Annotated in this window: 23 protein-coding genes, 1 tRNA gene and 1 other annotated feature; of the genes, 16 read left to right on the forward strand and 8 right to left on the reverse strand. The window is 50.1% G+C overall.

Going from position 1 to position 20,369, the window contains the following annotated elements; translation table 11 throughout:
* The first annotated feature begins 3 nt into the window (after positions 1–3).
* Both MKZ15_RS07905 and MKZ15_RS07910 read left to right on the forward strand, forming a co-directional pair.
* On the forward strand, positions 4–807 hold the full coding sequence (locus MKZ15_RS07905; protein WP_339821074.1) for an ABC transporter permease subunit: 804 nt from the start codon (positions 4–6) through the stop codon (positions 805–807).
* A 38-nt stretch (positions 808–845) separates the two neighbouring features.
* Positions 846–1,640 carry an ABC transporter permease subunit gene (locus tag MKZ15_RS07910; protein WP_339821075.1) on the forward strand — a complete coding sequence of 265 codons (795 nt, stop codon included), beginning with the start codon at positions 846–848 and terminating at the stop codon, positions 1,638–1,640.
* A gap of 105 nt (positions 1,641–1,745) precedes the next feature.
* On the opposite strand, the gene argS is transcribed toward MKZ15_RS07910, so the two are convergent.
* On the reverse strand, positions 1,746–3,614 hold the full coding sequence (argS, locus tag MKZ15_RS07915) for an arginine--tRNA ligase (protein ID WP_339821077.1): 1,869 nt from the start codon (positions 3,612–3,614) through the stop codon (positions 1,746–1,748).
* 43 nt (positions 3,615–3,657) lie between these two features.
* Positions 3,658–3,878, reverse strand: a binding site (T-box leader).
* Between the two features lie 128 nt (positions 3,879–4,006).
* Between argS and MKZ15_RS07920 the strand changes: the two genes are divergently transcribed.
* The 4 genes from MKZ15_RS07920 to MKZ15_RS07935 all read left to right on the forward strand — a co-directional run bounded on the left by MKZ15_RS07920 (position 4,007) and on the right by MKZ15_RS07935 (position 8,032).
* Positions 4,007–5,434 (forward strand): spore germination protein, encoded by a 1,428-nt coding sequence (locus MKZ15_RS07920; protein ID WP_339821079.1) that lies wholly within the window; start codon positions 4,007–4,009, stop codon positions 5,432–5,434.
* A 20-nt stretch (positions 5,435–5,454) separates the two neighbouring features.
* On the forward strand, positions 5,455–6,672 hold the full coding sequence (locus tag MKZ15_RS07925; protein WP_193418470.1) for a Ger(x)C family spore germination protein: 1,218 nt from the start codon (positions 5,455–5,457) through the stop codon (positions 6,670–6,672).
* A gap of 65 nt (positions 6,673–6,737) precedes the next feature.
* Entirely contained in the window at positions 6,738–6,908 is a 171-nt protein-coding gene (locus MKZ15_RS07930) for a hypothetical protein (protein ID WP_193418468.1), read from the forward strand.
* 11 nt (positions 6,909–6,919) lie between these two features.
* Positions 6,920–8,032 (forward strand): endospore germination permease, encoded by a 1,113-nt coding sequence (locus MKZ15_RS07935; RefSeq protein ID WP_339821083.1) that lies wholly within the window; start codon positions 6,920–6,922, stop codon positions 8,030–8,032.
* Between the two features lie 194 nt (positions 8,033–8,226).
* On the opposite strand, the gene MKZ15_RS07940 is transcribed toward MKZ15_RS07935, so the two are convergent.
* Positions 8,227–9,471, reverse strand: a complete 1,245-nt coding sequence (locus MKZ15_RS07940) for an MFS transporter (RefSeq protein ID WP_339821084.1) — start codon at positions 9,469–9,471, stop codon at positions 8,227–8,229.
* A 164-nt stretch (positions 9,472–9,635) separates the two neighbouring features.
* On the opposite strand from MKZ15_RS07940, the gene MKZ15_RS07945 reads away from it, so the two are divergent.
* The 3 genes from MKZ15_RS07945 to MKZ15_RS07955 all read left to right on the forward strand — a co-directional run bounded on the left by MKZ15_RS07945 (position 9,636) and on the right by MKZ15_RS07955 (position 12,562).
* Entirely contained in the window at positions 9,636–10,214 is a 579-nt protein-coding gene (locus MKZ15_RS07945) for a TetR/AcrR family transcriptional regulator (RefSeq protein WP_339821086.1), read from the forward strand.
* Between the two features lie 162 nt (positions 10,215–10,376).
* Positions 10,377–11,033, forward strand: a complete 657-nt coding sequence (locus tag MKZ15_RS07950) for a transcriptional regulator (RefSeq protein WP_155604984.1) — start codon at positions 10,377–10,379, stop codon at positions 11,031–11,033.
* 620 nt (positions 11,034–11,653) lie between these two features.
* The gene (locus tag MKZ15_RS07955) at positions 11,654–12,562 is read left to right on the forward strand and encodes a VOC family protein (protein WP_339821088.1); all 909 of its coding nucleotides are present in this window, start codon (positions 11,654–11,656) and stop codon (positions 12,560–12,562) included.
* 139 nt (positions 12,563–12,701) lie between these two features.
* Here MKZ15_RS07955 and MKZ15_RS07960 read toward each other — a convergent pair whose 3' ends face one another.
* The 3 genes from MKZ15_RS07960 to MKZ15_RS07970 are packed head-to-tail and all read right to left on the reverse strand — an operon-like array spanning position 12,702 to position 14,329.
* Complete coding sequence (locus tag MKZ15_RS07960; protein WP_306433124.1) at positions 12,702–13,115, reverse strand: DoxX family protein; 414 nt, start codon at positions 13,113–13,115, stop codon at positions 12,702–12,704.
* Between the two features lie 59 nt (positions 13,116–13,174).
* Positions 13,175–13,813, reverse strand: a complete 639-nt coding sequence (vat(I), locus tag MKZ15_RS07965) for a streptogramin A O-acetyltransferase Vat(I) (RefSeq protein ID WP_339821091.1) — start codon at positions 13,811–13,813, stop codon at positions 13,175–13,177.
* A 21-nt stretch (positions 13,814–13,834) separates the two neighbouring features.
* Positions 13,835–14,329, reverse strand: a complete 495-nt coding sequence (locus MKZ15_RS07970; RefSeq protein ID WP_339821093.1) for a DUF6022 family protein — start codon at positions 14,327–14,329, stop codon at positions 13,835–13,837.
* A 138-nt stretch (positions 14,330–14,467) separates the two neighbouring features.
* Here MKZ15_RS07970 and MKZ15_RS07975 point away from each other — a divergent pair, with 138 nt between their 5' ends.
* Entirely contained in the window at positions 14,468–15,175 is a 708-nt protein-coding gene (locus MKZ15_RS07975; RefSeq protein WP_339821095.1) for a MerR family DNA-binding transcriptional regulator, read from the forward strand.
* 121 nt (positions 15,176–15,296) lie between these two features.
* Here the strand turns inward: MKZ15_RS07975 and MKZ15_RS07980 are convergent.
* Together MKZ15_RS07980 and MKZ15_RS07985 are read right to left on the reverse strand one after the other, a co-directional pair.
* Positions 15,297–15,372 (reverse strand) — tRNA-Ala (locus MKZ15_RS07980).
* Between the two features lie 126 nt (positions 15,373–15,498).
* Positions 15,499–15,807, reverse strand: coding sequence for a hypothetical protein (locus MKZ15_RS07985; RefSeq protein ID WP_193418453.1), 309 nt, complete (start codon positions 15,805–15,807; stop codon positions 15,499–15,501).
* 164 nt (positions 15,808–15,971) lie between these two features.
* Here MKZ15_RS07985 and MKZ15_RS07990 point away from each other — a divergent pair, with 164 nt between their 5' ends.
* The 4 genes from MKZ15_RS07990 to racE all read left to right on the forward strand — a co-directional run bounded on the left by MKZ15_RS07990 (position 15,972) and on the right by racE (position 18,252).
* The gene (locus tag MKZ15_RS07990) at positions 15,972–16,259 is read left to right on the forward strand and encodes a Dabb family protein (RefSeq protein WP_155604990.1); all 288 of its coding nucleotides are present in this window, start codon (positions 15,972–15,974) and stop codon (positions 16,257–16,259) included.
* 24 nt (positions 16,260–16,283) lie between these two features.
* Positions 16,284–16,703, forward strand: a complete 420-nt coding sequence (locus tag MKZ15_RS07995) for a HepT-like ribonuclease domain-containing protein (RefSeq protein ID WP_339821098.1) — start codon at positions 16,284–16,286, stop codon at positions 16,701–16,703.
* Between the two features lie 120 nt (positions 16,704–16,823).
* Positions 16,824–17,258, forward strand: a complete 435-nt coding sequence (locus MKZ15_RS08000; protein WP_193418449.1) for a YtxH domain-containing protein — start codon at positions 16,824–16,826, stop codon at positions 17,256–17,258.
* A gap of 175 nt (positions 17,259–17,433) precedes the next feature.
* Positions 17,434–18,252, forward strand: a complete 819-nt coding sequence (gene racE, locus MKZ15_RS08005; protein WP_155604991.1) for a glutamate racemase — start codon at positions 17,434–17,436, stop codon at positions 18,250–18,252.
* Positions 18,253–18,323: 71 nt separating this feature from the next.
* Here racE and MKZ15_RS08010 read toward each other — a convergent pair whose 3' ends face one another.
* Positions 18,324–19,235: a diacylglycerol kinase family protein gene (locus tag MKZ15_RS08010; protein ID WP_339821100.1), complete on the reverse strand. Its 912-nt coding sequence runs from the start codon at positions 19,233–19,235 to the stop codon at positions 18,324–18,326.
* A 121-nt stretch (positions 19,236–19,356) separates the two neighbouring features.
* Between MKZ15_RS08010 and MKZ15_RS08015 the strand changes: the two genes are divergently transcribed.
* Both MKZ15_RS08015 and MKZ15_RS08020 read left to right on the forward strand, forming a co-directional pair.
* Positions 19,357–19,980: a TraX family protein gene (locus tag MKZ15_RS08015; protein ID WP_155604993.1), complete on the forward strand. Its 624-nt coding sequence runs from the start codon at positions 19,357–19,359 to the stop codon at positions 19,978–19,980.
* 129 nt (positions 19,981–20,109) lie between these two features.
* Positions 20,110–20,349 carry a hypothetical protein gene (locus tag MKZ15_RS08020; RefSeq protein ID WP_155604994.1) on the forward strand — a complete coding sequence of 80 codons (240 nt, stop codon included), beginning with the start codon at positions 20,110–20,112 and terminating at the stop codon, positions 20,347–20,349.
* Positions 20,350–20,369 lie beyond the last annotated feature (20 nt).

Here is a 20,369-nt window from a genome sequence, read left to right on the forward strand (position 1 = left end):
GCCATGAATATGGTACTGCATGAACTGAAATCAATGAGGAAATCGGCGATTGTTTGGACCTGCGCAATGATCGCCTTGGCTGCGCTCTACTTGTCCATTTATCCCAGCGTAGCGAGCGATGCGTTGGATTTCAAAAAGCTGCTCGGCAGTTACCCGGAATCCGTTCAGGCCATGCTGGGCATTGATTTGGATACGGTCACCTCGATCTTGGGGCTATATTCCATGATTTTCTCCTTTATCGCTTTATGTGGTGCGATCCAGGCAATGAACCTTGGTGTATCGATTCTGACCAAGGAGTCGAGGGAGAGAACAGCGGATTTTCTACTGGTCAAACCCGTGTCGCGAGCGCAAGTCGTCAACTCCAAACTGTTGGCAGCTTTGCTGATCTTGGCGGCGATGGATATCGTCTTCTACGCGGCAACGTCGCTTATCGCTAACGGAGTCAAAATAGAGGATTTCAGCCAAAAGCTATTTTTGATGATCAATTTGACTCTACTTTTTGTTCAGCTCATGTTCCTGGCGATCGGCATGGCGTCCTCCGTGTTTTTTACCAAACTCCGGAGCGTCCTTCCGTTATCGCTGGGCGTTGTGTTCGGATTATATTTGATTGGCGCCTTGCTCGCGACCGGGGAGGACAAAGAGGTTTTACGTTTTGTCTCGCCCTTTAAATATTTCGAGCCTTCCTACATTCTGGCCCATGCCGGTTACGAGACGCCTTACCTAATCGCCGGCTCCGTTATTGTTGTGGTTGCGATGGCGTTGAGTTACGCGGTATACCTGAAAAAAGATATCCATGCCGTCAGCTAAAAACTGCGCTTTGGACTCGATCGAACGGAGGAGTTGCGATGAATATATTCAGAAGGGAACTCAAGGCGCACCGGAAGGGCCTGATCATCTGGGGCGTGTGCCTGTTCTTGCTGGTCGTCAGCGGGATGAGCAAGTATTCGGCCTATTCTGCCGGCGGCGCGAGCAGCGAGGTATTTGATGCCTTACCGCAAACGATGAAGGCGTTGCTTGGAATCGGGTCGTTTGATGTCACGCAAATGAGCGGATTCTTTGCCATGTTATTTTTGTATATCGAGCTGACAGTGGCTATTCATGCGGTGCTGCTGGGGAGCGGGATCATCGCCAAAGAGGAACGGGATAAAACGGTCGAATTCCTTATGGCGAAGCCGGTGTCGCGGGGAAACGTCATTACGGCCAAACTGCTGGCCGCTTTGGTCCAAGTGGTGATTCTGAATCTCGTCACCCTGGTCTCCTCGCTCGTGATGGTCTCCGCCTACAATAAAGGAGAGGCCATCACAGGGGAAATCCTGCAATTCATGACCAGCTTGTTGCTGGTTCAGTTCATCTTCCTATCGATGGGAACGGCACTTTCAGCCTTGTTGAAACGGCCTAAAACTGCGGGCTCCATTGCCACAGGGATCCTGCTGGGATGCTTCGTCATTTCCAAAATCACCGACTTGACAGACGAACTGGATGCTTTAAACGTGCTCTCTCCCTTTAAGTACTTCAGCTATGAACGCATCGTAAAGGGAGAAGGGATTCATGCAGGGATTGCCGCTCTATCCGTCATTTTGGTGGCGGTGCTGGTCTTTGCCACTTATTCGGCATATCGCAAAAGAGAATTAAACGTTTAAACGTTGCACGGCAGAGGCAGACCTCTGCCCATGAAGCGGCGCGGCCGGATAATCGGCCGCGCCGCTTCGGGATCGGTTGGTCCGTTTCGCCGATGTTCTTGCCGTTTACATGCGATCCGGGGCCGGCAACCCTATCACATCCAGTACATCGGCAATTGTATTCTTAAAATTGGCAGTGAGCCATAGCCGGAACGGTTGCCGATTCGGCTCGGCCTTCAGAATTGGACAAGCCGTATAAAAATGATTAAACAAGGTGGCGAGCTCATAGGCAAAATGGCAGATCGGCGTAGGGGACAGTTCCTCGCAAGCCGCACTCAGCGTATCCGGCCAAGCCGCGATCTGCCTAAGCAAGGCATGTTCAGCCCGTTCCAACGGGGTGAAGTCTTCCGGGAGCGACTCCCTTCGCAGGAGCCCGTTTGCTTGGGCTTTGGTCAGGATGCCAGCGGCTCTGGCATGGGCGTACATCAGATATACGCCGGTATTGCCTGTCGTCTCCGTAGCCTGTTGAATATCAAACACCACTTCGGTAGGTAATGCGAACCGCAGTAAGTAGTAACGGATTGCTGCAGCCGCGATCAAGCGGCTGGACAACCCCTCGGGATCGGAGCGCTTGCTTTCGATTTGCGCTTCCATGAGGCACAGCAAATCGGACACTTTGATACCGATTCCTTGTCGTCCGGACATGGCGTATGCGGTTTTGCCGTCGGAGGTGTCGATACTCAAATCCCTTGCCGCACCAGGGCTTAGTGAAACAACGCCATAGCCGACGTGGCGCAGGTTCTTCGCCGAAGCTTCAAATCCCAGGACCTCCAGTGCTTGCTTTACCATCGCCTGCGGGTACTCCTGCCTGCGGTCGATCACGTTCACCACGAGGTCTGCTTTGCCGTAATCGGCGGCGATCCCTTCTGCATGCGTGGACCATAGCCCATCCGCAAACCCTTTATACCGAAAATCGTTCGTCAGCAAACCGAACTTCCAGAGATGGTACGCGATATCCTTGGCTGTGTAGGTCAAAATTCCATTAGACCGAACGAGAACCTTATCGGCTTGATGTTCGGTATCGGGCTCCGCTTCTGAATCGGGCACCGGCTGTTTCAGCACCCAGCAGCCTTCCAGCTTCCCGGACGTTTCCCTTTGAAACTGCTCGGTTTGCTGAAGCAACCGAAAGGCCGAATCCCAAAACCCTTCCCGGACGATACGGCTCTCCCACACCAGCAAGTCGTAATCAATCCCGAAAGACTTCATTTCTTCCAGATGCTCACAAACGATGCGCTCCGCCGTAAGTATACCGATCCAAGCCACATTTCCGTCCCCGTCTTCCAACGCCCGTAGCACTCGAGTTCTTTGCTTCAGAAGCGCGGGATTTTGCTCGTATTCCTTGTTTGTACGAGCATAAAGTTCCCAGCAGTAATCGCCGAACCTCAGATGCTCCGCTTGATGATTGACGTTCAGCAGCCCCACGACGGTATCGGCTAATTGATTACCCAAATCGTCAATATAATTATGAACCTCAACCCGATACCCGGCTTTTTTCAACAATCGTGCCAACGAGTCACCGATACAGGCGTTCCTCAGGTGACCGATGTGAGCCGATTTGTTCGGATTGATGGAGGTATGCTCAATAACGACTTTTCCTCCGCCCGCATCTGAGAGGCGAAAGTCCTTGCGAACCCATACGTTCCAATCGATATGGAAGTTCAGAAACCCCGGCGGTGCGGTTTCGATCCGGTGCAACAGACCTTCTATCCGGCCCGACTCCTCCAGCTCGTTTTTCAGAAGCGCAGCGATTTGCAGCGGCGGCAGACGCAGCGTCCGGGCCAGTTGCATCGCGATGTTCGTCGAATAATCACCGTGTTCCGGACGAGCGGGGCGCTCGATGACAACATTCGGAAGCTCATCGGAGATATGCCCAAGCCTTGCTGAAACGCGCTGCACGGATGCTTCAATGTGTTTTTTCATCCACCTACTGTTCATGGGATTCCCCTCCATAGGAAATAAAATAAGCCTCCGTCTCATTCAAAGAGACGAAGGCTTGCGCGCTCGCGGTACCACTCTTGTTGTTAAACTCCATGTTTAACCACTCTAGGGATAACGGCCTGTTTGCCGTGGTTGCCTACCTCGTATACGTTCAGCAACCATTCTCATGGGTCCGCTTCGCTGTATGCCCTGTACCGGCTTCCACCCTCCCGGCTCGCTAGGACTAGAACCAACAGCTACTCTCCCAATCGTCGAATTTGGGTTATTTTGTAATAGTATATCCGGCATTTTCCGAAAGTCAACCCTCGAATGCTCCTTCCGGCCCGAGTAGGAGATGAAAAAAATGGTAATACTTTTACTACTTCACCAGAACAAAGGGGCTAGCGAACATGCATCAAACGGTCGAGTTCTTCGAAACGTTGCAAAAAAACCTGGAAGGACTTCGTGAACTTCTTGGTAACAGTTCGGATGTTGTGTTTCGCCAGCTTTTGCCATCCGGGCATACGCAAGTCGCTATAGTTTATATCGAAGGGTTAATCGACAGTCAACGCTTGCAACAGGATGTGATACGTCCGATTCTGGAAGCCTCTTCCGACGAGAAGGCGACGCCATCACGGCTCAAGGATACGGTCTTAAACGTAGGTAGCCTTAGCTCAGTGACCACTTATGAGGATACGTGTGACGGATTGTTATCTGGCCAAGCATTGATCCTCATCGATGGGTATGCCGAAGGCGTGCTAGTTTCGGTTCCCGGGTTAGAGGAACGTGCGATTGCCGAATCGAAGGCGCATCCGATTATCCGAGGGCCTCAGGACTCATTTACGGAGGCGATACGCACGAATACCTCCTTGGTACGTCACAGGGTGAAGGATGCAAGGGTTCGCGTACATTCGATTCAGGCAGGCGGTAAAACCAAAACGGATTTAGCTCTTATGTACATGCACGGATTAGCGGATCAACAGCTCGTGAGTGAACTTATTAATAGACTGAGCAACCTCCGGGTTGATCGTGTTCTGGAGGGCGAGTACATCGAGGAAACGCTGAACAAGGACAATACGCTTACGATTTTCCCTATGATGTACAACACGGATCGTCCTGATACGATCGCGGCGGGTGTATTGGAAGGCCGAATTGCCCTCTTTATTGACGGAACCCCATTCGTTCTCCTAGCACCAACCTTGTTCGTCGATTTTCTTCAATCCGCCGAGGATAATTATCAATCGTATCTATACGGGAGCGTTACCCGGTTACTGCGCTATTTATGCCTGTTGATTTGCTTATTAGCTCCTGCCCTGTATATCGCGTTGACTACCTATCATCAGGATTTAATTCCTACGGTGTTGTTATTGAATTTGATGGCACAACGTGAAGGGGTCCCGTTTCCGGCCTTCCTCGAAGCGCTGATCATGGAAGTGGTGTTTGAAATCTTGCGGGAAGCCGGGCTACGGATGCCGAGAACGATTGGACAAGCCGTGTCCATCGTCGGTTCGATCGTGATTGGACAAGCCGCAGTCGAAGCGGGCATCGTTTCTACCGTCATGGTTGTTGTGGTTGCAATAACTGCGATTTCCAGTTTCGCCATTCCGTCGTATTCCATGTCGATCCCGATCCGGATGCTGCGTTTCGGGTTCATGGCGATCGCATCAACTCTTGGAATTTATGGGTTGACTGTCGCTTTTATCATGCTTGTCGTGCATTTAAGCGGGCTCCACTCCTTTGGCATTCCTTATTTATCGCCCTTCGCCCCCTTCAAGTCGCGAAAGCAAGCGGATGCCATTCTCCGTTTCCCCTATCATTCTGGAACCAAAGGACCGTAGAAACCAAGGAGATGATCCCCGTGTGTCGTCAGGGAAAACGATTTGTTCTCTTCCCCATATCCCTCGCGTTGATCGTGCTGCTCTCAGGTTGTTGGAACCACAATGAATTAAATGAACTCTCTATCGTGTTAGCCATCGGGATCGATAAAATGGATGATCACCATTATGAGGTCAGCTTCCAGGTCGTTGATCCCAATCAGATGTCACGGACCCGATCGTCCGATCGTACGCCTACGTCCATACTTTCGGTACGTGCGGAATCCATCAGTGAGGCCTTGCGAAAAACGGCGGGCATGTCATCACGGAAATTATATACGTCCCATCTGCAAATTTTGTTCTTGGATGAGGCCACGGCCAAGCAAGGGATTAATGAGCCGATGGACTGGCTGCTGCGCGACTATGAAATACGGCCTGTCTTTGACCTGGTTATTGTCAGGGACCATACGGCAAAAGACGCGTTATCCTTCGTGACCTCCACGGAACTTCTTCCTGCCCTGGATATGCATAAGGCATTAAAGTTGTCCTACAAAAGCTGGGCCCCGACAGTATACAGCCGGGCTAAGGATTTCCTGGAGAGTTTAAGCAAGGACGGGATCGAACCTGTTATTACCGGATTACAGCTGGGCAGTCAGATCGATAGGGCGCAAACGATGGATAATGTAAAGAAATCCACGCAGCATGCGAACTATTATTATAGCGGCATAGGTGTTTTTCAGGAGGATCACCTGGTTGGGTGGATGAATGAATCGGAAAGTCGAGCCTATAACTATTTGACGAATCATGTGGTCAGCAGTGTTAATAAAATCGATTGTCCGGATTCGAACTTCCAATATACGCTGGAAATCATTGATGCGAACGCGAATCTTCAACCAAGGGTCGTCAACGACAATCCGGTCCTTGAGGCTTCGATCAAAATCGTCAGCAATATTCACGAGATGGGCTGCAATAACATCGATCTCAAGAAAGAAGATGACCTGTTGAAGCTACAGAAACTAGCTGCAGACCAGTTTGTGGACACCTTAAATCTTGGAATACAGAAAGCGCAATCGCTGGGCGCGGACATCTTTGGGTTCGGCGAAGCTTTTCATCGGGCTTATCCGGCAAAATGGCACGAATGGAAAGGCGATTGGGACAGGCGGTTTCAAGAAATGGATGTTACCGTGAGCGTGAATATGGAAATACAGCGAAACGGGAAAATCATCAGTCCCTTCGGGATGAAGCAGAATAAACAGGAGTGAGGAAAAACGTGCTTTACGCCATTTTATTCGCGTCTGTGGCTATATCGATCTGGGAATACCGTAGGATGTACCGTAAAAAATATTTCAAGGACATCGTGGTGCATGCGGCATTCCTGTGTGTAGGCATCGTCCTCCTGGTTCTTCAATTGCTTAACATTCAAGTTCCGTCACCAACGCTGGCGATTCAAGCCTTATTCGGACCGGCAGGCAAGCTGCTCGCCAATTTATTATCTTGAGGGGTATCGGAATGAACAACCGTGGTTTAACCGTACGGCAATTTGCATTGTGGATGGCGATGTATCAAATCGGTAGCGCTTATCTCCTCATTCCATCGGGTCTTGCCACAGTTGCGGGACACGATGCATGGCTCTGCGTCGTGGTGGCCATAGGTATTCAATATCTGCTCGTCCCGTTGCTGACGGCACTTACCGGGCAAATGCGAGGGAACTCATTTGTCCAATACCTTCGTCGTTTGTTCGGCAACACCTCGGGCTCCGTACTGTCGATCTTGTTTGTTTTTCTGTTTCCTTACTTAATCTTTATTTTCACGTTGCGAAATTTAAGCGATTTTATCACGACGTCAGTTATGCCGTTAACGCCTCCTTACGTTCTGTTGGCGCTGATGCTTGTTGCTGTCGTATTTGCCCTAAGGTCGGGAGTGCCAACGATTGGTCGTAGTTCGGAAATTTTATTCTTGTTCCTGCCTGCGATTTTTTTGTTGGTTGCCCTCTCGCTGTTGTCCGAGACCCATTGGCATAATCTAGCCCCTTTCCTGGAGTATGGCTGGAAGCCGATACTGCTAGGCTCCTTCCCGTTGTTAGCTTTTCCTTACTTGGAAACCGTCTTGTTTCTATTTCTAGTTCCGCATATTCCCGAATCCGTAAATTGGAGAAAGGCGGTCTGTTTGGGTTCCGCCCTTAGCGGCACCATGTACTTGCTTATGATGCTAATAACCACGGCGGCGCTCAGCGAGGGGGTCATGGCCAATTTGACGTTTGCCAGTTATTTCGTGGTACGAACGATCGCGATCGGCGATTTTTTTCAACGATTCGAGATTGTAATTACGATTTTTTGGTACACTTCGATCTTTTTCCGCCTGGTTTTTTTGTTGCAGGTATCCATTCAAGGACTGTCCGAAGCCTTCGCATTAAGGAGCAAGGATACGTTGATTATTCCGCTGGTACTGATCGCCATCGTTTTCTCCGGCATGATCTGGCCCAATATGGCCTTTCTGATCGAGTTTATGCAGGTTTGGCCAATGTACGCCATGATCTTCGGAATCGCACTTCCGATTCTATTTTGGATCATAGGGAAAGTGAGGCTAAGGTCATATGAAGGGAATGTGCCGGAGGAACGATAGGGGGGAGTGGATGGAGCAACTTACGTGAATAACAAACGTATGGGATTCCCTTCTTCGTAAAATAAAAATAAACCTCCGTCTCTGTTAAAGAGACGAAGGCTTGTGTGCAAGAGGTACGACTCTTGTTGTCGAACGGCATGATTAGCTACTCTGGAGTACAGCCACTCTCCTAAACGTCGAATTTGGAACTTGGGTCATTCTTGCGGCCTTCTATCCGTGGAGCGAGGAGCGGAGCCCACCTTGAGGCTGGCTCTACTCTCAGTAAAAAAGTAAGCCAGAGCCAGCAGTGGTACGATAACGCCGATCAGGGAGGTGAAACTCCAGCCGCCACGGGCATAAGACCAGCCGCCAACGGACGACCCAACAGCTCCTCCAATGAAAAAGATAGCCATAAATAATCCGTTGAGACGTCCCTTGGCTTCATTGCCAAGGGAATATACTGCCCGCTGTCCAAGGACTAAATTTCCCGAAACGGCCATGTCCAGCAGAATCGCAGCAACAACGAGCAGGGCGAGGGAGGTCATCGAATGACCGGGAACAAGATGTGTCATAACAAAAGCGAAGGCGGCAACGGTCATGGCCAATCCCGTCAAGAACTTGGTCCAGCCTTTATCTGCGAGTCTGCCCGCAATCGGTGCGGCAATTGCGCCTCCTACGCCGGCCAACGCGAACCAGGCGATCCCTTGCTGCGTCATGCCGAATTCGTCCGCCAAATAGAGTGGAACCACGGTCCAAAAGAGACTGAAAACGCCAAACAGACAAGCTTGATAAGCGGCCCGGCGACGGAGGATTGGCGTTTGTTTCAATAGAGTTCCCAAAGAAATGATCAACTTACCGTAACTTAAGATGGGCTCCGGCTTGCGTTCGGGAAGTACCCGGTGCAATACAATCGTTAAAAGTGCGATAGCTGCGGCAGACAAGGCGAATACCGCCTGCCACTTCCAAAGGCCGGCAATGAAGCTGGCCACAGGGCGGGCGAACATGATTCCGAGCAAGAGTCCGCTCATGACATTTCCCACCACCCGGCCCTGATTGGGTCCAGATGCCAAATAAGTCGCATAGGGGACAAGGATTTGGGCTACCACGGATCCCAGACCGATAAACAAGGAAGCAGCGAGGAACAGGGGAGCACTCACTGCAAAGGATGCCGTCAACAAGGCGCAGAACGCTACGATCAGGAATAGGGTCACAAGACGACGGTTTTCTACGATGTCGCTGAGCGGAACGATAAACAACAGACCTAACACATACCCAATTTGCGTTAAAGTGACAATGAATCCGGATGCCCCAGATGTTAACCCCGTGGCGGCACTGATCGGTCCGATCAAAGTTTGAGAATAATATAGATTGGCAACGATAAGTCCGCAAGCGGCGGCTAACAAGAATAATATCCAGCTTGAAATCGGCTTTCTTTCAGGGGTTTGGTGCGCCATGATCATAAAAACTCCTCCTTGAATAATAAACTGAACGTATCGTTCACTAATTATTGATAAACAAATAATAAACTGAACGTATCGTTTTGTAAATAAAAATATTTTCGATCTAGGATGAATATTTAGTATAATGAACGTATAGTTTTTTTGCGGTAAAGGAGTAGGTTCAAGTGAACACCAAAAGAGGACGTCCGCGCAATCTGGAAACGCAAAACGCCATTCTTGCGGCTTCCTATGAATTGTTGCTGGAACAAGGCTTTGGATCAGTCACGGTGGAGAAAATTGCGGAGCGGGCCGGAGTCAGCAAAGCCACGATCTATAAGTGGTGGCCCAACAAAGCTGCAGTAGTTATGGATGGGTTCCTATCGGCATCTACGGCTAAAATTCCGGTACCAGATACGGGTTCGGTATCCCAGGACCTGATCATCCATGTCACGAGATTGGTTCAGTTTATGACCAGCCGGGAAGGAAGTGTGATTAAGGAACTGGTTGGGGAGGGACAGGTTAATGTCGGATTGGCTGAGACTTATCGCTCTAGGTACTTTCAGCCCCGGCGGATTGAGGCAAGCCAGATTATTGAACGGGGAATCCGACGCGGAGAATTGAAGGACCAACTCGATCTTGAGTTATGCCTGGATCAAATCTATGGACCGATCTTTTATAGACTCTTGATCCTCAGCGATGGGTTGGATGAAAGCTACGTTGAAAATTTGGTGAAGTTATGTTTGGAGGGACTTGCCGCGAGATAAAATCGGGAAATGTCCTGCTTGAAGACTTCCCTTCCTTATGATACATTATTTCCCATAGTGAATGTTTTGGTATGAAGCACATACCGCTTGGATCAGACTTGCTCTTGGAGCAAGGAGGGATCTAGGCGGTTTTTTTGTTGATTCAGAAAGGGAGTGTGAATGATGAGTGAGTTCGATGATGTTTATTTGGAGTGGTTGGAACGACAGATCGATGAGGAAACCAATCCGAGAAGGAGGGAGTTTCTGCAAAAGGGATTGAGCCGGGGGACCACGGATTTTCTGCGATTCATTTGGTATCCCGCCATCGGAAATTTCAACGATCTCTATCCTGAGTATGAGGTTCGCGACTTTAATAATGGCTTCCGCTACCTCGATTTAGCCTATAGGCCGGGCAACGCCAAAGGCTGTATCGAGATTCAGGATTATCGAAGCCATGCTCGGGATATCGAAGCCGGTCGGTTTAAGGATTTGTGTATGAAGCAAGCTCTGCTGGCGCTAGACGATTGGTTGTTCCTTCCGATTGCCTATCTATCCATTCGGGAAGACCCGGGAGTCTGCAAGCAGCTGGTCCTATCCTTCGTCGGCAAGTTTCTGTCCAATGCCATATCCTCTTCCGACCTTCATTGGGCAGAAGCTGAAACCTTGAGGTTTGCCAGACGACTGTTGCGTCCCTTTACTCCGGCAGAGCTTGCGGATCATCTCGTTCTATCCAAGCAACATACACGAGCCATTCTACATGCTATGTATGACCGAAAGATGCTGGAAGTCGTGGACGGTAGACAACGGTATCGTACGTTCCGGCTTCCGAATGCCCGTTAGGGGCAAGGAGTACGGATGGCAGGAGAGATCTTAGGCTAAGGCTAGCTCTAACTCAACTTCCGGTGCTAAAGCTAATGCTAACTCTAATTTTAATGCAGGTGTTACTCTAATGGTGATGTTACTCTAATGGTGATGCTACTCTACGCTGATGCGAGCTGCCCCCCTCTTGCTAACTCTAACGCTTGTGAGCCACGTTATCTCGGCAAATTTGGTCTCGGAAAAATTCTAGCGACGATGAGACACTCTATTAACGCGAAAATCGAGAAAAATGGGAGTGAAATAGGGGAATAGGCTCTGTAGTAAGCGTTAGAATTGTAAAGTGCCATTTTTGGAGCAAATAAGATCAGTGGCAAGCGTTAGCGGATTGTAGAATGGGCTAGATGGATGAGCTAGATGCATATGAACTAGATGGATGGGCTTAATAGTTGGCATCCGCAGACACCCGGGGGTAAAAGGAGGCCAACGTAAGCAATCGTAAGCAATCGTAAGCAATCGTAAGATAACGTAGGCATACGTAAGCAAACGTTGGCCCCCAGGCCCCACTAGCAACCATAGGCCAAGGAGAATAAACTGTGCTAGAATGAAGAAGAATAACCTTATTCATGCAAAGGAGGAAAAAGATGAGTTCATCCATCACCTTGCATCTATGGTTCGACAAAGAGGCGAAAGAAGCGGCGGAGTTCTATTGCTCTGTATTTCCGGATTCCCGAATCACGGGTGCTACGACGATATACGATACCCCTTCGGGTGATTCGGAGTTGGTTTCGTTCACGGTTTGGGGGTTTCCATTTATGGCGATCTCAGCAGGCCCGTTCTTCCAACCGAATCCTTCTATTTCGTGCATCGTCAATTTCGACCCCTCCAGAGACCCTAACGCCAGAGAGATGCTTGATGAGGTGTGGAACAAGCTGTCTGACGGCGGGACTGCGCTTATGCCGTTGGATCGATACCCTTTCAGCGAGTGGTATGGCTGGATTCAGGACAAGTATGGGTTCACATGGCAGTTGATGTTAACAAATCCGGAGGGGGAGCCGCGTCCAGCGATTGTTCCGTCCATGATGTTCATAGGGGATAACTGTGGCAAGGCGGAAGAAGCACGTGGATTGTATCTTTCCGTATTCCGGAATGCGAAACCGGGCACGATCGTCAAGTATGGCCCCGGCCAAGAACCGGACCAAGAGGGGGCGGTGATGTTCTCTGATTTTAGGTTGGAGAACGCCTGGTTCGCAGCGATGGACAGCGCGTATGACCATGGGTTCAACTTTAACGAAGCGATTTCTCTCATGGTAAACTGCGAAACGCAGGAGGAAATCGATCATTATTGGGAAAATCTTTCTGCCGTTCCCGAGGCTGAACAATGCGGTTGGCTCAAGGATCGGTTCGGCGTCTCGTGGCAAATCTCTTCTTCCGACTTGGACGAGATGATGAACCAGGGAACATTGGAGCAACGCAATCGCGTGACGCAGGCCTTTTTGAAAATGAAGAAGTTTGACCTTGCGGAGTTGCAACGGGCTTTTGAGGGAAAGTAAACGCTATGGTAAAGGCGCGGTAATTACTATGAGCTTTAAGCCTTGAACAGCAGCTTGCGAACCCACAGTACATCTCAAGAAAGAGGCTGATCCCTACGGATCAACCTCTTTCTTCCTAACGGAGCCATTCCCCGTCTCACTACCCAAAGATCGGTGAGGATAAGAGGATGGCTGCGATAAATACAATCTGCAGCAAGCTGCGTACCCCCAACTTCGGTACGGGCTGTCCGCCGATGGTTATCCCTTGGTTTGCCGCATAAATATTGGCGGGAAACATGGCGATTAACAATAAAACCAAGCAAATGGAGGCAAGGAGAGAAAGGGAGGGAATCAGGATTCCGATAGCCCCCGCGATTTCCAGAACCCCTGTTGCGGATACCACCCAAGCGGCGTTGGGAAAGCTGGGAGGAACCATACGGTTGAGATCCTGGCGCCTCTTTCCCCAATGAGCAGAAGCCGCAAGCAACAACATGACAACGACTGCGGCTTGCAGCGAGGAGTGCCAACTATCAAAGTAGGTCCAACCTAGCAAACCGACCGAACGGAATATCACGAAGGACGTTACTAATGCGATAAGTGGCGCTATTGGAATTTCCCTCCTTCATGTAGAGTTTATGGAGCGTATTTCATCTTGTTTAACGTTTCGATATCCCCGCTGACGATGGCGCCGATATAGGAATTAATGACCTGAATGTCGGCATCCCACCATCGGATGTCCAGCAACGCTTGGATGACTTCAGGCGCAAAGCGTTTGCGAATTTCCTTAGCAGGATTGCCGCCGACGATCGTATAGGGGTCCACATCTTTAACGACGACGGATTCGGCGGCAATGATGGCCCCGTCGCCAATTTTTACTCCAGGCATAATGGTCGCGTGTCTGCCGATCCAAACATCGTTGCCGACCACCGTATCCCCTTTAATCGGCAAATCCTCCAAGGTAGGAGTAAATGCTTCCCACCCGTTTCCGAAAAGGTTAAAAGGGTACGTCGATCCATCCATTCGATGGGTTCCTCCATCCATCATAAATCGAACTTCAGGAGCGATGGAGCAAAACTTGCCGATGATCAACTTCGTTCCGATAACTTCATAGTGGTACAAGACTTGATCATCGAACGCTTCCCCGTTGGAGGCTTCATAATAAGAGTACTCGCCAGCAATAATATTCGGCTTGGTAATGGTATTTTTAATAAACTGCAGATTGGAATTTCCAGGGATCGGATATTTCACATTAGGGTTTGGGCCTGTGATCATGATTTTCCTCCCGCAACGATTTCATTTGTCTTTGATGTGGCGAACTCCATGCAAAATACGATCTTTAACGCTCTCCCTCAACGTATAAAGCTTCGGAGTTTCCGGAATGTCGAATTTCAAATGGGAATGGGGAATTTCCGTTAACAAAGTCCCGAGGGGAAGCGTCCCCTTTCGATGGATAACGTTCCAGAATATTCTCGATCTGTTCTCCTCGGAGCCCCACTTTTCAAGGGAATTTCTGAAAATCAAGCATTGACCGATGACGAAATCATCATCTTCCACAGGGGCTATAACCTCGAACCCGGTCTCCATTAAGCGATTGAACAACGGCGGCATCAGTTGGTTTAAATATAGCGCATATGCCGCATCCTCGATTTCGAGAAAAGCCTTCGTTAGCTCCTCATGCATTGAGTCATAAAGAGACTTCCATACGGTGCCGATATACCGATTCCCTTCTTCGCCAATCTCCTCGATCGACATGTCGGGGTAGAAAAGGGGTAGATCTTGCGGGTTCATCTACATCTCCTCCTTGTTTTGTTTAAAGCCATTGTATAACATAGAAGCAAATTGAAAGGTTAAGCATAATTAAGTGCTGAAATCACTGCATGATTAACTTAAAACCTTATAAGTCTATGAATGTTAAGAGGTGAAGCCGTGACTTTGCGTCCTCGAAAAACTGCGGATAAGTTTCATATCAGCGCCAGTACATTGCGGAATTATGAAGCGAAAGGGTTAATCCCTCCTTCTGCGCGTTCAGCCAATGGATATCGCATCTATACAGAGTGGCATGAAGCTTATTTGGCATGCATCCAAGCGATGTCTGTTGCATTTGGAATGGAAGTAACCACAACCGTACTCATCCACCTGCAAAAAAACGAATGGGACATCGCACTCTGGATCGTTAGGGAAAAGGAAATCATTCTCTACGAAAAAAGAGAGAGATTAGCCGGACTCATACGCGAATTGGAGCTTTATATCGACGGAACTAAAGAATTTGACCGGGAACAACTTTTCAATATTTATGAAGCCTCCCTTAAAACGGGAGTCCCTAAATCAACGATTCGATATTGGGAAAAGGAAGGGGTTCTTACGGTAGAACGAAATCCCGCGAACGGATATCGCTTATACGACGGGGTGCTTCTATTCAAAATCAGGTTGATGCAGGTGTTGCAAAGCTGCGTTTATTCGGAGGAAACCGTAGCGCTTAGACGTTCGCTGAAAAGAATAAATTCCCATCAGGTCGAGGAGTTTTTAACATATGCCCATCAGATGTCCGCTCATTTAAACAAGACGCTTCTGGCTCAGGTGAAAGCACTTAGCCGGTTGTACGAGGTGATTGAAATGGAAGATCTTCGCACGTAGTGAGGAAGTCAGATACAAAAACGCCCCAGGAAAACCTGATTGGAGATCAGGATCCGAGGCGTCTTTTGACACGTGGTATAAATAAAAAAACAGCTCCAAATGAGCTGTTAGACTTTATGTATGGTGGAGCCTAGGGGGATCGAACCCCTGACCTCATCGCTGCCAGCGATGCGCTCTCCCAGCTGAGCTAAGGCCCCGTGAGCGACTATTTCATTTTATTAAAATGCGGCCGGGCTGTCAATATCCCATTGCAAAAAAATGCGGCCCCCCAATTTCCGGCAACTAAGGGTTGCCGGAAAGGGAACCCGGCATAACACTATCGCTTACACCTTCATCGCCGTGATTTTTGCGGTCGGTGCGATAACTTGTCGCCCCGATTCATCGATCAACTCCAATGCATCTGGGCGAACCGCGACAAGTGTGCCGTTAATATCGGATCCGGCCGTCTCGATCGTGATGCGAAGACCGATCGAGGATTCAATCCGCTGGCGGGTATCGGAATCCGGAAAGGAGGCAGCCTCGAGCGCTTGCTCCAGATGCTCCACCCGGCTGGCCAGCAGCTCAAGCTCGGCTTGCAGCAGGCGAATTCGCCTTCGCAGCGGTTCGTGCAGCAGAAAACGCAGGATCGTCAATCCATTTCACCTCTTTTCAATCAGACTTCATCTCTAGTCAAAGAGACAATATATCATATGAAAATAGTTTGATAGAGTTCGGGTGGGGCTTACTTTCCGGCGGGTATCCTTTATGTTATGCTGAAAATAGATACTGAAAAGTTACGTGAGGAGAGGATTCATCCATGATCAAACATATCGTCTTGTTCAAACTGAAAGATGCGTCGCCGGAGAGTGTTGGACGTACGGTTGAGGTGCTGCGTGGCTTGCAGGGCAAAGTGGAGCAACTGAGAAGCCTGGAGGTGGGCACGGATGTGATCCGTTCCCCTCGTTCCTATGACATTGCGTTAATTGCAACCTTTGACTCGCTCGCTGATTTGGACGGTTACCAGGTTCATCCGGAGCATAAAAAAGTCATTGAGCACATGAACGAGGTACGTGAAAGCCAGGTTGCGGTCGATTTCGAATTCTAGGTTGGGCCGGAGGAGGGAATACCCGTGTATTATGTAAACCGGGAACAAATCGAACGCAGGCTGGTGCTGCTACCGGAATTGCTGCAGGCGTTACATGAATCCGCGTTGTCCGCTTCGACCTTGTTGGGGCGGTATGCCGAAGAACGAGCGCTGCATTTAGCCATCGAGATCGTAACGGATGTGGGCAGCTATTTGATCGACGGCTTCATCATGCGCGATGCGAGCAGTTATGAAGATATCGTAGACATCCTGCTGGACGAGAAAGTGATAGGTGCCACGCTGCATGCCACGCTGATTGAGTTGGTTCGTCTGCGGAAACCGCTAGTGCAGGATTATTTCGCTTGGGACCGGCAGGAGGTGATCGGGTTGAGGGAGCGACTGCCCGACGTCTTGCAGGATTTCTCGGCAAAAGTGCTGAAGTACCTTGATCAGGAAGGTGTTTGATCCGGTTTGGACAAGCCCAAAAATAATTCTATACAGGTGTGACCAGACGGGCCGTCGCTGCTTATAATGCATTATCGATATAGGCATTCGCGGAGAGATGCCGAAAAGGAGAGATGAGTCGTGAGCAAAGGAAATAAGGGTTGGTTATGGGGTGCTGCCATCGGTACGGTTGCCGGTGCGGTAACGGCGCTGCTGTTTGCTCCCAAAGCCGGGAAAGAACTACGCAAGGATATTGCCGACGGTGCTCGTCAGGTTGGCGAGAAGACACAAGAGGTTGCCGGTAAGGTGTCGGAGCAGAGCACCGTTCTAGTAGGTAAGGTGAAGGAAGCGGCGGGAGGCTTGATCAGCGAAATTCAAAGCCGTCTGCCTGCGAAGGATGCAGAGGAAGAGAACATGGCTCAAGTCTCTGAATTTGCAGCGGATGAGGAGTCCGTGGCCGATGAGGAGACGGTGGTCCTCGGCGTTGTAGCGGGGGAAGAAACGACTGAGGCCGACGTGCTGGAAGTCGCAACTTCAGAAGCGGCAGCAACCAGCGAAAGCGAAGAAGACAAATAACTCGTACGTACACGATCACCCGAAAAAGGCCCGCTCCGGGTCTTTTTCCTTTTTTTCCCATCATAGTAGGATTTCTTGTTCCACACTGCAAATTGAGTTAAGATTTAGGTACCCTTTGCAGAACGGAGTCATAAATTAACGAGAGGGAATTAAACTAAAACATGAAGGATGCGGTATGTTCGTGCAGCAAGCCATCGCTATACTAGACTCGGGAGTGGGAGGCCTCACCGTCTGCAAGGAAGTCATGAGACAGCTTCCCAGAGAAAAGATCATTTATTTCGGAGATACGGCCCGAGCTCCCTACGGTCCTAGATCGCCTGAAGAAGTCCGCTTGTTTACCGAGCAAATCGTCGATTATTTGATTCAATTTCAACCTAAATTGATCGTAATCGCCTGTAATACGGCAACGGCGGCCGCGCTCGATTTCATTAAAGCGAAAGTGGATATCCCCGTGATCGGCGTGATCCACCCCGGGGCAAGAGCAGCCATCAGCGCCACCCAAACCGGTAAAATCGGTGTGATCGGAACATTGGGGACGATCCGAAGCGGGGCGTATACCGCTGCATTGCGAGAGCTTAATCCGCAAACCGAAATCATCAGTGAGGCTTGTCCCGAGTTTGTTCCCCTAGTTGAGCATGGGTTATATGAAACGAAAGAAGCGCTGCAAGTGGTACAGCAGTCGCTCCGGGGAATGAAGGAACACCCTATCGATTGTCTAATCCTTGGCTGTACTCATTATCCTTTTCTAAAAGATCCCATCCAACAGGTGATGGGGAATAAAGTGAAGTTAATCAGTTCAGCGGATGAAACCGCAAGGGAGATCAGTACCGTGCTACATCAGCGCGGTTGTTTGGCTCGAGGCAACCGGGTACCCGTACACCAGTTCTTCTGCAGCGGGGATGCGGAATTGTTTCGTAAGATCGCCCGCCAGTGGCTGGGCGAGCAAATCGAGCTGACACCGGTCGTATGGCAGGTGTCCAGCCCGGCGGGGTAAGCCATAAAAAAACCTTTGGCGGGTGGTCCTTTGCCCCGTCCAAAGGTTTTTTTGACCACAGACCGGACGTGTTAGCTCATTTCCGGCACGGGCCGCAGAATTTGAATGGCACCCGGATCCGCCGATGCGTTAAGCGGCGTGGCGGCAACATCTTCACCGTCCCCCAGGGCTAGGCGCGGGATCGGGCTGGACACCGTAATGTTCCGGCCTCTCAGCATCGTGACGAACGAAAACTTGGTATGAGCACCGAATAATACGGTGGGAAACAATAGCAGCAGTTTCAATTTCGAGCAATCATGCACGATACAGAGATCGAGAACGCCGTCATCCGGCTTGGCGTCAGGACAGATGGACAGTCCGCCGCCATAGCTGTCCACATTGTTGACGGCCGTCAGCCAGGCTGACTCGAAATGATAAGCAATCCCATCACAGTCAATATTCAATGGACCCGGACGGAAAGTGAGAAGGGTATGAAAGATGCCGATAATATATGCCAGTCTGCCGAGTCCAAGGGCATTGCATATTTTCTTGTAGCGGCTCTGGTTCACGTTCCGGGCCACCTCGGCGTCGAAGCCCACGGCCAGTGCGGTTAAGGTGCTGCGATCCTCGACGGTAATCAAATCGGCTGTAACCGATCGTCCGCGTAGCATCACCTCGAGCGCGGCACGCGGACGACGCGGGATCCCAAATCCACGGGCGGTATCATTGCCCGAGCCAGCCGAGAATACGGCTAACGGTACACCGGAGTGTCGCAGCGAAGGCAGCAGGCTATGGATCGTGCCATCACCGCCAACGACGCCCACCGCTTTCCAAGTCTCCTGGCCGGACAATCGGCCCCGAAGAAATGTATGCGCTTGCTCGCGGCTGTCCGTAAAGGCATGCTCGTAAGGGATCCCCCGTCGGCGCAGCAGTTTACTGATTTTGTTCCAAACTCGGCGGCCTTCGCCATTGCCTGCATTTGGATTCACGATAAACAAATACATGATGACTCCCCTATCTATGTTGGAAGCGCCATAGCGGCGTAATTTCAGTCTACTGAAGTTTTGAATAAATGAAAATCAAAATTTTTGTAAACCTCTTGGATGGACGAAAGGAGTGTAGGCCATGCAACTGATCGCCATGATCACCATGCTGATCGACCATGTCGGGCTGCTGTTTTTTCCCGGAGAAGTGCTGTGGCGTATTATCGGGCGGATTGCCTTTCCAATCTATGCCTATGCGCTTGTCCAGGGTCATGTGCATACCTCCAATTACCGGAAATACGCACTTCGTTTGTTTCTGCTCGCTGTCTTATCGCAAATTCCTTATCAATTGGCTTTCGATACGAACGGGTTAAACGTTGTGGCCACCTTGTTTGTCTCCTCCTTGGTTATACGTATGCTTGATGCAGCCAAACCGGGACCGCTATCCGCAGTGATCATCGCCGGCGTCTGCGTAATGATGGAAGTGCTTCCGTTTGATTACGGAGCGTATGGGCTGCTGTTAGTCCTGATTTTCAAATATGCCGAACAGGGTAAAGCAGTGACGATGCACCTGCTTTTGAACCTTGTCTACTTGTTCGCCTATGGATGGGTGATTCAATTGGCCAGCATTCTGCCAACGATCGTGATTGCATATGGACCGGGATTGTGGCGAAAACTCGAAACCTGGCGGCTTCCCCGATGGGTATGGAGGGCTTTCTATCCTGCGCATTTGGTGGTATTGGCTTTGCTTGTGTACCTGTTGTAACCGTTGGAGCCAGGGAATACGAAAGAAGGATCCGGGGATGACCCGGATTTTTTTGTGCCATGAAACATGTTAAAATAGGGTATCTTAAAGGGGATAGAAATGACTAGCTGATGACAGGGAGGGATGGAGATGAAATGGAAAAGCTGGTGGTCGCTTCGTCATTGGTCCCATATTTTTCGTCGGACTCTCCCGCTGTTGACTTCGGGTGAAATACCGTTTACCGACAAGTTGTTGTTGGTCGTACCGGCGCTGCTCTATTGGGTTCTGCCGGATGTGCTTCCGTGGATTCCCATCGACGACATGGCCGTGACGATGCTGTTGATGGATTGGTTCGTCACCCGGGCGGAGCGTAAAATCCCAAAGGCTTAGCGTTTGGCCTTGCTTGTTGG

It is taken from the genome of Paenibacillus sp. FSL R7-0216 (genome assembly GCF_037969915.1).
Lineage (GTDB): Bacteria > Bacillota > Bacilli > Paenibacillales > Paenibacillaceae > Fontibacillus > Fontibacillus rhizolycopersici.

Coding starts and splice junctions, on each gene's coding strand:
- MKZ15_RS08020 (WP_155604994.1), top strand. CDS start 20,110: ATGAAATGGAAAAGCTGGTGGTCGCTTCGTCATTGGTCCCATATTTTT.
- MKZ15_RS08010 (WP_339821100.1), bottom strand. CDS start 19,235: ATGTATTTGTTTATCGTGAATCCAAATGCAGGCAATGGCGAAGGCCGC.
- MKZ15_RS07955 (WP_339821088.1), top strand. CDS start 11,654: ATGAGTTCATCCATCACCTTGCATCTATGGTTCGACAAAGAGGCGAAA.
- MKZ15_RS07970 (WP_339821093.1), bottom strand. CDS start 14,329: ATGAACCCGCAAGATCTACCCCTTTTCTACCCCGACATGTCGATCGAG.
- MKZ15_RS08015 (WP_155604993.1), top strand. CDS start 19,357: ATGCAACTGATCGCCATGATCACCATGCTGATCGACCATGTCGGGCTG.
- racE (WP_155604991.1), top strand. CDS start 17,434: ATGTTCGTGCAGCAAGCCATCGCTATACTAGACTCGGGAGTGGGAGGC.
- MKZ15_RS07905 (WP_339821074.1), top strand. CDS start 4: ATGAATATGGTACTGCATGAACTGAAATCAATGAGGAAATCGGCGATT.
- argS (WP_339821077.1), bottom strand. CDS start 3,614: ATGAACAGTAGGTGGATGAAAAAACACATTGAAGCATCCGTGCAGCGC.
- MKZ15_RS07920 (WP_339821079.1), top strand. CDS start 4,007: ATGCATCAAACGGTCGAGTTCTTCGAAACGTTGCAAAAAAACCTGGAA.
- MKZ15_RS07910 (WP_339821075.1), top strand. CDS start 846: ATGAATATATTCAGAAGGGAACTCAAGGCGCACCGGAAGGGCCTGATC.
- MKZ15_RS07930 (WP_193418468.1), top strand. CDS start 6,738: ATGTACCGTAAAAAATATTTCAAGGACATCGTGGTGCATGCGGCATTC.
- MKZ15_RS07950 (WP_155604984.1), top strand. CDS start 10,377: ATGAGTGAGTTCGATGATGTTTATTTGGAGTGGTTGGAACGACAGATC.
- MKZ15_RS07935 (WP_339821083.1), top strand. CDS start 6,920: ATGAACAACCGTGGTTTAACCGTACGGCAATTTGCATTGTGGATGGCG.
- MKZ15_RS07990 (WP_155604990.1), top strand. CDS start 15,972: ATGATCAAACATATCGTCTTGTTCAAACTGAAAGATGCGTCGCCGGAG.
- MKZ15_RS07940 (WP_339821084.1), bottom strand. CDS start 9,471: ATGATCATGGCGCACCAAACCCCTGAAAGAAAGCCGATTTCAAGCTGG.